Annotated in this window: 5 protein-coding genes and 1 tRNA gene; 1 reads left to right on the top strand and 5 read right to left on the bottom strand. The window is 70.3% G+C overall.

What is annotated here, in order from left to right; translation table 11 throughout:
• Nucleotides 1–111: 111 nt before the first annotated feature.
• The 4 genes from IE124_RS28795 to IE124_RS28780 all read right to left on the bottom strand — a co-directional run bounded on the left by IE124_RS28795 (nt 112) and on the right by IE124_RS28780 (nt 10,673).
• Nucleotides 112–939 (bottom strand): helix-turn-helix domain-containing protein, encoded by an 828-nt coding sequence (locus IE124_RS28795; RefSeq protein ID WP_189511921.1) that lies wholly within the window; start codon nt 937–939, stop codon nt 112–114.
• A gap of 306 nt (nt 940–1,245) precedes the next feature.
• On the bottom strand, nt 1,246–4,071 hold the full coding sequence (locus tag IE124_RS28790) for a DNA translocase FtsK (RefSeq protein ID WP_189511919.1): 2,826 nt from the start codon (nt 4,069–4,071) through the stop codon (nt 1,246–1,248).
• 146 nt (nt 4,072–4,217) lie between these two features.
• Nucleotides 4,218–4,892: a response regulator gene (locus IE124_RS28785; RefSeq protein WP_024758916.1), complete on the bottom strand. Its 675-nt coding sequence runs from the start codon at nt 4,890–4,892 to the stop codon at nt 4,218–4,220.
• A 294-nt stretch (nt 4,893–5,186) separates the two neighbouring features.
• Nucleotides 5,187–10,673 (bottom strand): HAMP domain-containing protein, encoded by a 5,487-nt coding sequence (locus IE124_RS28780; protein ID WP_189511916.1) that lies wholly within the window; start codon nt 10,671–10,673, stop codon nt 5,187–5,189.
• Between the two features lie 269 nt (nt 10,674–10,942).
• Here IE124_RS28780 and IE124_RS28775 point away from each other — a divergent pair, with 269 nt between their 5' ends.
• Nucleotides 10,943–13,588, top strand: a complete 2,646-nt coding sequence (locus IE124_RS28775) for a SpoIIE family protein phosphatase (RefSeq protein WP_189511914.1) — start codon at nt 10,943–10,945, stop codon at nt 13,586–13,588.
• A 90-nt stretch (nt 13,589–13,678) separates the two neighbouring features.
• On the opposite strand, the gene IE124_RS28770 is transcribed toward IE124_RS28775, so the two are convergent.
• Nucleotides 13,679–13,754, bottom strand: a tRNA-Thr gene (locus tag IE124_RS28770).
• Nucleotides 13,755–13,820 lie beyond the last annotated feature (66 nt).

Here is a 13,820-nt window from a genome sequence, read left to right as displayed (position 1 = left end):
ACTACTTCGTCCCGGCCGTTCCCCCGTCGCGCAGGGTTCACCTGCGCGACAGAGGTCACATCGCCGTGGTCACGGCACCGGATCCGCCGGGTTCGGACGGATCCGGAGGGATCATCCGGCCTCGGGGTCGCCCTTGGTGTAGGTGAGCCGCTCGACCTGACCGGATTCGAACTTCTCTTCGACCTTCTTGCCGTTCACGTAGAGCTCGATGGCACCGGCGTTGCCGAGGACCAGGTCGACGCGCTCGTCGTCCTGGAAGGTCTTGGACTCGCCCTCCAAAAGGAGGCCGTCGAAGAGCAGCTTGCCGTCCTCGGCCTTGGCCGAGATCCAGCTCTTGCCGTCGACGGCCGTGAGCTTGACCGTGACCTTGTCCTGCGGGACCGCGGCGATCGCGCTCTCGCTGGGCTTGGGGGCCACCGGCTTGACCGGCTTCGGCTTGGCGGCGGAGCTCGCCTTCTCCGGCGCCGGGGCCGGACCGCCGTCGGCGGTCGCGGTGCCCTTGGGCGCCTCGTTCCCGTCGAACATCGTGAAACCGACGAAGCCGACGACGGCGACGATCGCCGCGACCATCGCGGCGGTCCAGTTGGGCCGCCGCGGCTCGGGGCGGATACGTTCCGCCTCGAAGAGCGGGGCGGCGGGGGTGGGAGCGGGGCGACCGCCGTGGGCGGCGTCGTACTGCTCGATCAGATCGGCCGGATCGAGACCGACGGCGCGCGCGAGGGTACGGATGTGCCCGCGGGCGTAGACGTCGCCGCCGCAGCGCGAGAAGTCGTCCTCCTCGATCGCGTGCACGATCGGGACCCGGACACGGGTGGAGGCACTGACCTCTTCGACGGTGAGACCGGCGGCGATTCGGGCCTGCTGGAGAGCGCGACCGATCGAGTCCCGGTCGTCTGCCGGGAACGTCCGGTCGTCTTCGGGGGAGTTGCCGATGGACACGAGAGCGCCTTTCGAGCGTGTAGCCACCTGCTGGACGTTCAGTCTATGGGTGGTACGAAAGGGTGGGGCAACCGGGCGGGTGCTGTTTGTACGCCATGAGGCTGGGACATCCATCTGTCCCACCGTCCAACTTGACGTACGGCCAGGGGAAACGGTTGCCCCCGTTCCCTTACGAGTGAGTCTCGGCCCGGTCTCGATCGGGTACGCCAGGGCACGAAGGTGCCGATCGAGGACACGGGTGCCGTCGGGGTACGCGGCCGGCGACCGAACTCTCCGATGCCGACCGCCTACCCGGTCATCCCTCCGCTACGCACCCGACTCGCCCCGGATCACGGCGAGCACCCCGTCCAACTCGTCGGGCTTCACCAGCACGTCACGCGCCTTCGAACCCTCGCTCGGTCCGACGATGTTCCGCGACTCCATCAGGTCCATCAGCCGGCCGGCCTTCGCGAAGCCGACGCGCAGCTTGCGCTGGAGCATCGACGTGGAACCGAACTGCGTCGAGACGACGAGTTCGGCGGCCTGGCACAGCAGGTCGAGGTCGTCGCCGATGTCCTCGTCGATCTCCTTCTTCTGCTTGGTGCCGACGGTGACGTCCTCCCGGAAGACGGGCGTCATCTGGTCCTTGCAGTGCTGCACGACGGCCGCGACCTCGTGCTCGGTGACGAAGGCACCCTGCATCCGGACGGGCTTGTTGGCGCCCATCGGCAGGAACAGTCCGTCACCCTTTCCGATGAGCTTCTCGGCGCCGGGCTGGTCCAGGATGACCCGGCTGTCGGCGAGCGACGAGGTGGCGAAGGCGAGCCTCGAAGGCACGTTCGCCTTGATGAGGCCGGTGACGACGTCCACGGACGGCCGCTGGGTGGCGAGGACGAGATGGATGCCGGCGGCGCGGGCCAACTGGGTGATGCGGACGATCGAGTCCTCGACGTCCCTCGGCGCGACCATCATCAGGTCGGCGAGCTCGTCGACGATCACCAGGAGGTACGGGTAGGGGTTGAGCTCGCGCTGGCTGCCCTCGGGCAGCTTGATCTTCCCGTCCCGGATGGCCTGGTTGAAGTCGTCGATGTGCCGGAAGCCGAAGGCGGCCAGGTCGTCGTAGCGGAGGTCCATCTCCTTCACCACCCACTGCAGGGCCTCGGCGGCCCGCTTGGGGTTGGTGATGATCGGGGTGATCAGGTGCGGGATGCCCTCGTAGGCGGTGAGTTCGACACGCTTGGGGTCGACGAGCACCATCCGGACGTCCTCGGGCGTCGCTCTTATCATCACCGAGGTGATGAGGCAGTTGATGCAGGAGGACTTGCCTGAGCCCGTGGCGCCGGCGACCAGGATGTGCGGCATCTTCGCCAGGTTGGCCATCACGTAGCCGCCCTCGACGTCCTTGCCGAGCGCTACCAGCATCGGGTGGTCGTCGCCCGCCGCGTCCGCGAGCCGTAGGACGTCCCCGAGGTTGACCATCTCTCGGTCGCTGTTCGGGATCTCGATGCCGACGGCGGACTTGCCGGGGATCGGCGAGATGATCCGGACGTCGGGCGAGGCCACGGCGTACGCGATGTTCTTGGTCAGGGCGGTGATCTTCTCGACCTTCACGGCGGGGCCGAGCTCGACCTCGTACCGCGTGACCGTCGGGCCGCGGGTGAAGCCGGTGACGGCCGCGTCGACCTTGAACTCGGTGAAGACGTTGGAGAGCGATTCCACGACGAGGTCGTTGGCCGCGCTCCGGGTCTTGCCGGGCCCGCCGCGCTCCAGCAGGTCCATCGACGGCAGTGCGTACGTGATGTCGCCGGCGAGCTGGAGCTGCTCGGCCCGCGGCGGCAGATCGGTCGGCTCGGGCGCGGGCTTCGTCAGGTCGGGCACGCCCCCGCCGGACCGCTTGTCGCCCCCGCGCGCCCCCGGCACGGGCGCCGCCGGGGCGACGGCCCCGGCGGTCTCCGCGTCGGCGGCCAGGGCGGCCTTCCGCTCGGCGGTGACGTCCTTGGTCAGATCGGCGACGATCGGGGAGGGCGGCATGCCGTTGAGCACGGCCCCGTCGAGGGCGGCCGCCGCGGCCGCGGCGATGTCCACCGGGTCCATGCCGTGGTCGAAGGGCTCGGACGCGGCGCTGCGCGGGGCCCGGCCGGCCCGCCGCTCCAGGAGCTCGGCCTCGGCCCGGTCCACGTCGTACGGCTCCGCCGGGCCGTTCGCCCGGCGCCGGACGGGTCGGGCGGTCCGCGGCGGGGCCTCGCGCCACTCCTCGTCGTACGCGTCGGATCCCTCGTACCGCTCGTACCCCTCGGCCTCCGCCGGGTCGTCGGCGGGCTCGACGATGCCGAGCCGGGCACCGAGGGCGCGCAGACGCTGCGGGATGGCGTTGACCGGGGTGGCGGTGACGACGAGCAGGCCGAAGATGGTGAGCAGCACCAGCATGGGTACGGCGAGGACCTCGCCCATCATGAAGACGAGCGGCTGGGACGCGGCCCAGCCGATGAGGCCGCCCGCGTCCTGCATGGCCTCGGTGCCGTCACCCCGGCCAGGTGAGCCGCAGGCGATGTGGACCTGGCCGAGGACGCCGATGACGAGGGCGGAGAGCCCGATCACGATCCGGCCGTTGGCCTCGGGCTTCTCGGGGTAGAGGATCACCCGGACACCGATCGCGCCGAGGAGCAGCGGCACCAGCAGGTCGAGCCGGCCGAAGGCCCCGGTGACGAGCATCTCGACGAGGTCGCCGACCGGTCCGCGCAGGTTGGACCAGGTGCCGGCGGCGACGATCAGCGCGAGGCCGAGCAGCAGCAGCGCAAGCCCGTCCTTGCGGTGGGCGGGGTCGAGGCCCTTGGCACCGCGCCCTATCCCCCGGAACACCGCCCCGACCGCGTGGGCGAGGCCCAGCCAGATGCCGCGGACGAGCCGGTACACGCCTCCGGTGGGCGACGGCGCCGGGCGGGGCGGGGCCTTCTTCGCGGCGGTCTTCCGCGCGGGCGCGCGCTTGGCGGGCGCGGCCCTCTTGGCCGCCGCCTTCTTCGCGGGTTTGGCGGGTGGCTTGGCCGGCGCCTTCGCGGGCGCCGCCTTCTTCGCGGCGGCCGTCGTCCGGCCGGCGCGCGGCTTTGCGGCGCCCGCCGTGCCCTGAGAACCCTTGCCGGACGTACGTGAAGCCATGATGTCGAGGTTACCGGTGAGGGGACGGGCTGTCCGCTCTCACCCGCCGTTGAGCGGACGGGTGTCCGTATCACCCGATCGTGTCATCCCTGCCGGGGGCCGGAGCTGACGCGGGGTCACGAGGCGCAACTCCTCGTGACGGTACGTCAGGTCTGGGCGGGCAGCGTCGGTGCGGCGCCCGTACCCGGCTCCAAGGCGTCCAGGGCGCGCCGCAGCCCGGTGAGCTTGCGCTCCAGGTGGGCGGCGGTGGCGACCGCGGCCGCGTCGGCGGAGTCGTCATCGAGCTGCTTCGACAGCGCTTCCGCCTGCTCCTCCACGGCAGCAAGGCGGGCGGAGAGCTCGGCGAGCAGCCCGGCGGACTCCTTGCCGTGGCCGCCCTCGCCGCCGCCCTCCAACTGCAGCCGCAGCAGGGCGGCCTGCTCACGCAGCTTGCAGTTCTTCATGTAGAGCTCGACGAAGACGGAGACCTTGGCACGCAGCACCCACGGGTCGAACGGCTTCGAGATGTAGTCGACCGCCCCGGCCGCGTACCCCCGGAAGGTGTGGTGGGGGCCGTGGTTGATGGCGGTGAGGAAGATGATCGGGATGTCCCGCGTCCGCTCGCGCCGCTTGATGTGCGCAGCCGTCTCGAAACCGTCCATACCCGGCATCTGGACGTCCAGCAGGATGACCGCGAAGTCGTCCGTCAGCAGCGCCTTGAGCGCTTCCTCCCCGGACGATGCCCGCACCAGCGTCTGATCGAGCGCGGAGAGAATGGCCTCCAGCGCCAGCAGATTCTCCGGCCGGTCATCGACCAGGAGGATCTTGGCCTTCTGCACCATGCCCCGTCCTCCTCGTCCCGGCAACGGCTCTCCCCGGCCCCCCTGACCGGGGGAAGCACCGGGCGCCGCCCCAGAAGACGACTCCGTAACGCCGTCCGTCCTTGTGCCGGTCATCGTAGCCGCACCCCGCCCGTCGCCACACCCTGTCACCGCGATGTCACTGTGCACGTAGCAGAAACGCGGTGGGAGACCAGAAGGTTCCCCGTATCCCGCCCGCTCACACCCCCCTGGCGACAGTCCGTCAGCGAAGCCCGGGGGCCCGCGCGACATGCCGCGCGGGCCCCCCGACCGGAGTCACTCCCCCCGCATCCACTGCTCCATGACGGACAGCAGATGGTCGGGGTCGACCGGCTTCGTCACATAGTCCGAGGCACCCGACTCGATCGCCTTCTCCCGGTCGCCCTTCATGGCCTTCGCCGTCAGGGCGATGATCGGCAGCCCCGCGAACTGCGGCATCCGCCGGATCGCCGTCGTCGTCGCGTACCCGTCCATCTCCGGCATCATGATGTCCATCAGCACGACCGTCACGTCGTCGTGCTGCTCCAGGACCTCGATGCCCTCGCGCCCGTTCTCCGCGTACAGCACCGCGAGCCCGTGCTGCTCCAGGACGCTCGTGAGCGCGAAGACGTTACGGATGTCGTCGTCCACGATGAGCACCCGTTCGCCCGAGAAGTTGAAGGTACGCCGGGGCTCGACCTCCGCCTCCGGCTCCGCCCGGTCCACGGCACCCTGCTGACCGGACTGCCCCGGCACGGCCGTCCGCGCCCCGGTCGCCTCCGCCGCGGCCTTCCGCCGGTGCCGGAACAGCGCCCCGGCCCCGGACCGCGCCTCGGTCCTCACGGGCGCCGCCGGGAAGTGCGGGAACGCGTGCACGGCCCCGGCCGCCTCCTCGTCGGCACCCTGCTGCGGCTCCTCGGCGCCCGACACCCCCTGCCCGTACCCGTGCGACGGCAGCTCCGTCGGGCTCAGCGGCAGATAGAGCGTGAACGTCGAACCCCGGCCCGACTCGCTCGCGGCGAAGATCTCGCCGCCGAGCAGCCGCGCGATCTCCCGGCTGATCGAGAGACCCAGCCCCGTACCGCCGTACTTCCGGCTGGTCGTGCCGTCGGCCTGCTTGAACGCCTCGAAGATGACCCGCATCTTGCTCGCGGCGATCCCGATCCCGGTGTCCGTGACGGAGAACGCGATCAGATCGGCCTCCGGGTCACGCAGCGAACCCGCCTCCAGGAGCTGCTCGCGGATCGACTGCGGCACATCCGCGTTGGCCGGCCGGATCACCAGCTCCACCGCGCCGGAGTCGGTGAACTTCACCGCGTTGGACAGGAGGTTGCGCAGCACCTGCAGCAGCCGCTGCTCGTCCGTGTGGAGCGTGGCCGGCAGTTCGGGCGAGACCCGCACCGAGAAGTCGAGCCCCTTCTCCGCCGTCAGCGGCCGGAAGGTGGCCTCCACGTAGTCGACGAGCTGGACGAGCGCGATCCGGGTCGGCGAGACGTCCATCTTGCCCGCCTCGACCTTCGACAGGTCGAGGATGTCGTTGATCAGCTGGAGCAGGTCGGAACCGGCACCATGGATCGTCTCCGCGAACTCGACCTGCTTCGGCGTCAGATTGGTCTCGGCATTGTCCGCGAGCAACTTGGCGAGGATCAGCAGCGAGTTGAGCGGCGTGCGCAGCTCGTGCGACATGTTCGCCAGGAACTCCGACTTGTACCGCATGGAGACGGCGAGCTGTTCGGCGCGCTCCTCCAGGACCTGCCGGGCCTCCTCGATCTCGGTGTTCTTCACCTCGATGTCGCGGTTCTGCCGGGCGAGCAGCTCCGCCTTCTCCTCCAGCTCCAGGTTGGAGCCCTGAAGCTCCTTCTGCCGGTGCTCCAGCTCGGCCGACCGCTCCTTGAGCTGCTCCGTGAGCTCCTGCGACTGCTGGAGCAGCACCTCGGTCTTGGTGTTGACGCTGATGGTGTTGACGGTCGTCGCGATCAACTCGGCGATCTGGTTGAGGAAGTCCCGCTGGATCTGCGCGAACGGCTGGAACGAGGCCAGCTCGATCACCCCGAGGACCTTGCCCTCGAAGAGCACCGGAAGCACGATCACATGCGCCGGCGAGGCCTCCCCGAGCCCCGAGGAGATCTTCAGATAGCCCGGCGGCACATTGACCTGGATGGTCCGCTTCTCCTCGGCGGCCGTCCCGATGAGCGTCTCGCCGGGGCGGAACGAGGTTGGCATGGACCCCGTGGAGTATCCGTAACTCCCGCGCATCCGCAGCTCGTACGAGCCGTCGCCCTCACCGACGAGTTCGGCGTCACTGTGGGCGTGGCCGGTCGGCATGGCGACGAAGAAGGCACCGTGCTGCGCCGAGACCACCGGCGTCAGCTCGCTCATGATGAGCGAGGCCACGTCGTCGAGGTCCCGGCGGCCCTGCATGAGGCCGGAGATACGGGCCAGGTTGCTCTTGAGCCAGTCCTGCTCGTCGTTGGCGAGGGTGGTGTCGCGCAGGTTGGCGATCATCGTGTTGATGTTGTCCTGGAGCGCCTGGATCTCACCGGCCGCGTCCACACCGTCGATCTTGACGTTGAGGTCGCCGCGGGTCACCGCGGTGGCAACGGCCGCGATGGCCCGCACCTGCCGCGTCAGGTTCCCGGCCATCTCGTTCACGGACTCGGTGAGGTCACTCCAGGTGCCCTCCACGTCCCGCACCCGGGCCTGGCCGCCCAGCTGCCCGTCGGTACCCACCTCGCGGGCCACACGCGTGACCTCCTCGGCGAAGTTCGACAGCTGGTCGACCATCGTGTTGATGGTGTTCTTCAGCTCCTGGATCTCACCACGAGCGTCGATGTCGATCTTCTTGGTCAGGTCGCCCTTGGCGATGGCGGTGGTGACGGCGGCGATCTGCCGCACCTGGCCGGTGAGGTTGTCGGCCATCGAGTTCACCGACTCGGTCAGGTCCTTCCAGGTGCCGGAGACACCCGGCACCCGCGCCTGACCGCCCAGCTCGCCCTCCGTGCCCACCTCACGGGCCACACGCGTGACCTCGTCAGCGAAGGACGACAGGGTCGTCACCATCGTGTTGACGGTCTCGGCCAGCTCGGCGACCTCGCCGCGCGCCTCGACCGTCACCTTCTTCGTCAGGTCGCCGTTGGCGACGGCCGCCGAGACCCGGGAGATGTTCCGAACCTGACTCGTCAGGTTGTTGGCCATCAGGTTGACGTTGTCGCTGAGGTCCTTCCACGTACCCGTGACACCGCGTACGCGTGCCTGGCCGCCGAGGATGCCCTCCGTACCCACCTCGCGGGCCACGCGCGTGACCTCGTCCGCGAAGTTCGACAGCTGGTCGACCATCGTGTTGACGGTCGTGACCAGCTCCAGGATCTCGCCCCGGGCGTCGACCGTGATCTTCTTCGAGAGGTCGCCCATCGCGACCGCCGTCGTGACCTCGGCGATGTTCCGCACCTGGATGGTGAGGTTGTTCGCCATGAAGTTCACCGACTGGGTGAGGTCCTTCCAGGTGCCGGAAACCCCCTGCACCTCGGCCTGACCACCCAGGATGCCCTCGGTGCCCACCTCACGGGCCACCCGCGTCACCTGCTCGGCGAAGTTCGAGAGCTGGTCCACCATCGTGTTGAGGGTGTTCTTCAGCTCCAGGATCTCGCCCCGGGCGTCCACGTCGATCTTCTGCGACAGGTCACCACGGGCGACCGCCGTCGCGACCTGCGCGATGTTACGGACCTGGGTCGTGAGGTTCCCGGCCATGCCGTTCACCGAGTCCGTCAGATCACGCCACACACCGGCCACACCCGGCACCTGCGCCTGACCACCGAGCCGTCCGTCCGTACCCACCTCGCGGGCGACCCGGGTCACCTGGTCCGCGAAGGCGGAGAGCTGGTCGACCATCGTGTTGATGGTGTTCTTCAGCTCCAGGATCTCGCCCCGAGCGTCCACGTCGATCTTCTGCGACAGGTCACCACGGGCGACCGCCGTCGTCACCTGCGCGATCTGCCGCACCTGTGACGTCAGGTTCCCGGCCATGAAGTTCACGGAGTCGGTGAGCTCACGCCAGCGGCCGGAGACGCCGTCCACCCGCGCCTGACCACCGAGCCGGCCCTCGGTGCCCACGTCCCGCGCCATCCGCGTCACCTGGTCCGCGAAGGACGAGAGCTGCGACACCATCGTGTTGACGGTGTTCTTCAGCTCCAGCATCTCGCCGGCCACGTCGACCGTGACCTTCTGCGACAGGTCACCGTTGGCCACCGCCGTCGTCACCTGCGCGATGTCCCGCACCTGACCCGTCAGGTTCCGGAAGGCCGTGTTCACCGAGTCGGTGAGGTCCTTCCACGTACCCGCCGCACCCGGCACCTCCGCCTGGCCACCGAGCAGACCCTCGACACCGACCTCCCGGGCCACCCGGGTCACCTCGGAACCGAAGGCCGACAGCTGGTCGACCATCGTGTTGACGGTGTTCTTCAGCTCCAGCATCTCGCCGGCCACGTCGACCGTGACCTTCTGCGACAGGTCACCGTTGGCCACCGCCGTCGTCACCTGCGCGATGTCCCGCACCTGCGTGGTGATGTTCCGGAAGACGGTGTTGACCGAGTCGGTCAGGTCCTTCCACGTCCCCGCCGCGCCCGGCACCTGCGCCTGACCACCGAGGAGACCCTGCGCACCGACCTCGCCCGAGACCCGGGTCACCTCGTCGGCGAACGTCCGCAGCGTCTCGGTCATCTGGTTGATCGTGTCCGCGAGCTGCGCGATCTCTCCGCGCGCGGAGACCCGCACCTTCTGCGACAGGTCGCCGTTGGCGACCGCCGTTGTCACCTCGGCGATCCCTCTCACCTGATTGGTGAGATTCCCCGCCATCGTGTTGACGGAATCGGTGAGGTCCTTCCAGACGCCCGCGACCCCGGCCACCTCGGCCTGACCGCCGAGCTCGCCCTCGGTACCCACCTCCCGGGCCACACGCGTGACCTCGGAGGAGAACGACGACAGCTGGTCCACCATCCGGTTGACGGTGTTCTTCAGCTCCAGCATCTCGCCGGCGACGTTCGCCGTGACCTTCTGCGACAGATCACCGTCCGCCACCGCCGTCGTCACGAGCGCGATGTCCCGCACCTGGGCCGTCAGCCGGTTCGCCATGGTGTTGACCGAGTCCGTGAGGTCCTTCCACGAACCGGACACCCCACGCACCTGCGCCTGCCCGCCCAGCTTGCCGTCCGTACCCACCTCGACGGCGACCCTCGTCACCTCGGACGCGAAGACCGACAGCTGGTCGACGAGGTTGTTGGCGGTACGCGCGACCTTCAGGAACTCCCCGCGCAGCGGCCGTACGCCCCCGTCGGCACCCTCCGAACGCAGGTCCATCCGCTGGTCGAGGTCACCCTCGGCCACCGCCGACAGCACCCGCCCCACCTCGGACACGGGCCTGGCCAGATCGTCGACGAGCGCGTTCGCGGCCTCGATCGCCGCGGCCCACGCCCCCTCGGTCGCCCCGGCCTCCAGGCGCTCGGACAGCTTGCCCTCGCGCCCGACGACCCGCCGGACCCGCGACAGCTCCCCCGTCACGTGCATCTGCCGGTCCGCGACCTCGTTGAACACGGCGGAGATCTCCGCCATGACCCCGTCACCGGACACCGTGAGCCGCTTGCGGAAGTTCCCGTCCCGCATCGACACCAGCGCGGCCAGCAACCGCTCCAGCGACGCCTCGTCCACTTGGACCGTCCCCCCACGAGGACGCCCGCCCCTCGCGCGCGTGCCGCTCCCGCCGCCACGCCGCGCTGCCGTGCCAGACTCCACCGTGTCCCTCCCGAAAGGGGTCGACCGTACGCTTCCGGCTCTCGCCGATAGCCTGCCCAGTGTTTCACCGCGACCGAACCAGGCGATAACAGTTCGGCAGCTTCGCACAGCGTCCCCACCTCCGGAGGACGGAAACTGCGACGACCGGCATCCGCGCGGACAGCGAAGGTAAGTAACCTGGCATCCGGCTGTCCAACCACCCCGGTCCGCCCGGCGGGGTCGGTGTGGTGCGCGCACGACCACCGGGCAGTGGGAGGGACAGACCGAGCATGGCAGAGCCGGGCGTCGAGACGCGTACGAGGAGTGCTGTGATCACCGCGCGGGCGACTGCCAGCTTCGAGCCCGTCGGGCGGTCCGTCGCGGCCGCACGCGCGTTCGTCAGGGACACCCTCCAGGGCTGGGGACACTCCGAGCTGGTCGACGACGCCGTCGTCCTGACCAGCGAGCTCGTCACCAACGCCGTCATCCACGCCGGCACCTCCGCCGAGGTCCTCTGCCTCCGCTCCGAGGACAGCATCCGCGTCGAGGTCGCCGACCGCTACCCCGAGCGCGAGATCCCCGTCCAGAGCGGCCGCACCCTCGGCAACCCCGACCGCGAGAACGGCCGGGGCCTGCTGCTCTGCGCCGCCCTGGCCCACCGGTGGGGCGTCGACTACTCCCCCACCCGCAAGCACGTCTGGTTCCACCTCGACCTCCCCCAGCGCCCCGTGGGCACCCGCTCCGCCGGCCCCGTCCTCCCCGACGCCCTCCTCCCGGCCGCCGAGAGCCGCGTCCGCGTCGCCGTCGCCCAGATCGACCGCGGCGGAGCCGTCACCTCGTGGAACGAGGACGCCACCGAGCTCTTCGGCTACGAGGCCGACCAGGTCACCGGCAAGCCCCTCGGCGACCTCGCCGCCTGGCCGCACACCCCCGGCATCGGCACCGGCCTCGCCGAGGCCCTGCGCCTCTCCCGCTGGGAGGGCAGCTACGGCATCCGCTGCGCCGACGGCCGCGTCATCCCCGTCTACGCCTCGCACCTCCGGGTCCGCGACACCCACGGCGAACCCTCCACCGTCTGCCTCCTCGTACGGGAACACGAACGGGCCGTCCTCCAGACCCCGCAGCGCCCCGCCGCCGAACCGGGCTCCGAGAGCCGCACGGCGGACCCCTTCGAGGTCTTCATCGGCTCCCCCGCCCCCGACGACCTCGACGGCCTCCTCCAGCGCACGGTCGAGCGCGCCCGCGACATGCTCGACGGCGACGCCGCCTTCCTCCTCCTCGCCACGGACGACGAGACCGAGCTCGAAGTCCGGGCGACCACCGGCCTCCCGGCCGCCCGACAGCGCTTCGCCCGCGTCCCCGTGGAGACCGGCGCCAGCCGCTACGGCTCCGCCCGCATGCCCGCGGTCCACGAGGACCTGGCCGCCGTCCCCGGCGCCGTCCCCCTCCTCGAAGCCACCGGCATGCGCTCCGTGGTCACCGTCCCGCTCAAGGTCGAGGGCCGCCTCACGGGCTCCCTCGGCGTCGCCGCCGAGTCCGCGAACCGCTATTCCAACGAGGAGGCCCTGCGCCTCCAGTTCGCCGCCGACCGCATCGCGCTCGCGGTCGAGTCGGCCCGCCTCGGCGAGCTCGAACGCCTCCGCCGCGGCTCCCTCAGCTTCCTCGTCGAAGCGTCCGACCTCCTCGCCGGCACCTTGGACCGCGACCAGACCCTGGCCCTGATGGCCCAGATGACGGTCCCGACCCTCGCCACCTGGTGCGCGGTCTACACGATCGCCGACCAGGCCTCGGACCCGTACCTCTCGTACGTGCTCCACGAGGACGAGGACCGCATCGACGGCCTCAAGGAGCTCCTCTCGTCGATCGCCCCTCCCGACCCGGTGCCGACGCCCGGCGCCAGGGTCTGGACGGCCCCCGGCGACGCGGCCCACCGCGCGGCGCTCTCCGCCTCGGTCCGCGCCCTCGACCACCCCACGAGCCCGCTCTCCTCGGGCATCGACACGACCCTGGCCACCGCGAGCGCGGTAGCCGGCGAGACGGTCGTCCTCCCCCTCGTCGCCCGCAACAGGGTCATCGGCATGCTGACCCTGGGCCGCCCCTCCGAGGACCACTTCCGCCAGGAGATCCTGGAGCTCGCCGAGGACCTCTCGCGCCGAGCCGCCCTGGCCCTGGACAACGCCCGCCTGTACTCGGAGCGCGTGGCGATCAGCCAGTCCCTCCAGCGCAGCCTCCTCCCGCCCGGCCTCCCGGAGATCCCCGGCGTCGAGGTCGACGTCATCTACCGAGCGGCCGGCGAGGGCAACGAGGTCGGCGGTGACTTCTACGACCTCTTCCCGATCCGCGACGGGGCGTACGGATTCGCCATCGGCGACGTCTGCGGCACGGGCCCGGAAGCCGCGGCCGTCACAGGCCTGGCCCGCCACGCCCTGCGCCTCCTCGCCCGCGAGGGCTTCGGCGGCCCGGCGGTCCTGGAGCGGCTCAACGCCGCGATCCTCGACGAGGGCGCCCGCAGCCGCTTCCTGACCCTCCTCTACGGCGAGATGCGCCCGCAGGAGGACGGCTCCGCGATCCTGAAGGTCGTCTGCGCCGGCCACCCCTTGCCCCTGCGCCTCCGCCAGGACGGCACCGTCCAGCCAGCAGCCGAGCCCCAGCCGCTCCTCGGCGTCATGGAGGATCTCGAGCTCTACGAGGAGACGATCACGCTCGACCCGGGCGACGTCCTCCTCTGCGTCACGGACGGAGTGACGGAACGCCGCGAAGGCACCCGCATGCTGGGCGACGACGGCCTCGCCGAAGTCCTCAAGACGTGTACGGGCCTGACGGCCGGCGCGGTCGCCTCCCGCGTACTCCGCGCGGTCGAACGCTTCGCCCAGGCCCCCGCCTCCGATGACATGGCCATCCTGGCGATGCGCCTCCGAGAGCCGGACGACCGCTGATCCCCCAGGACGGCCCCGAAAGGGGCCGTCTTCCCCATTCCCTCCACGACAACGCAAAAAAGGCCCCGCCAATGGCGGGGCCTTTTTCTTTGGAGCCCTTTAACGGAATCGAACCGTTGACCTTCTCCTTACCATGGAGACGCTCTACCGACTGAGCTAAAAGGGCGGGTTGTTCGGCGGCGTCCTACTCTCCCACAGGGTCCCCCCTGCAGTACCATCGGCGCTGAAAGGC

This window comes from Streptomyces narbonensis, assembly GCF_014649015.1.
In the GTDB taxonomy this organism is placed as follows: domain Bacteria; phylum Actinomycetota; class Actinomycetes; order Streptomycetales; family Streptomycetaceae; genus Streptomyces; species Streptomyces narbonensis.
The sequence above is the reverse complement of the archived record's forward strand: the minus strand, read 5'-3'. Positions and strand labels throughout refer to the sequence as shown.

Coding starts and splice junctions, on each gene's coding strand:
- IE124_RS28785 (WP_024758916.1), bottom strand. CDS start 4,892: ATGGTGCAGAAGGCCAAGATCCTCCTGGTCGATGACCGGCCGGAGAAT.
- IE124_RS28790 (WP_189511919.1), bottom strand. CDS start 4,071: ATGGCTTCACGTACGTCCGGCAAGGGTTCTCAGGGCACGGCGGGCGCC.
- IE124_RS28775 (WP_189511914.1), top strand. CDS start 10,943: ATGGCAGAGCCGGGCGTCGAGACGCGTACGAGGAGTGCTGTGATCACC.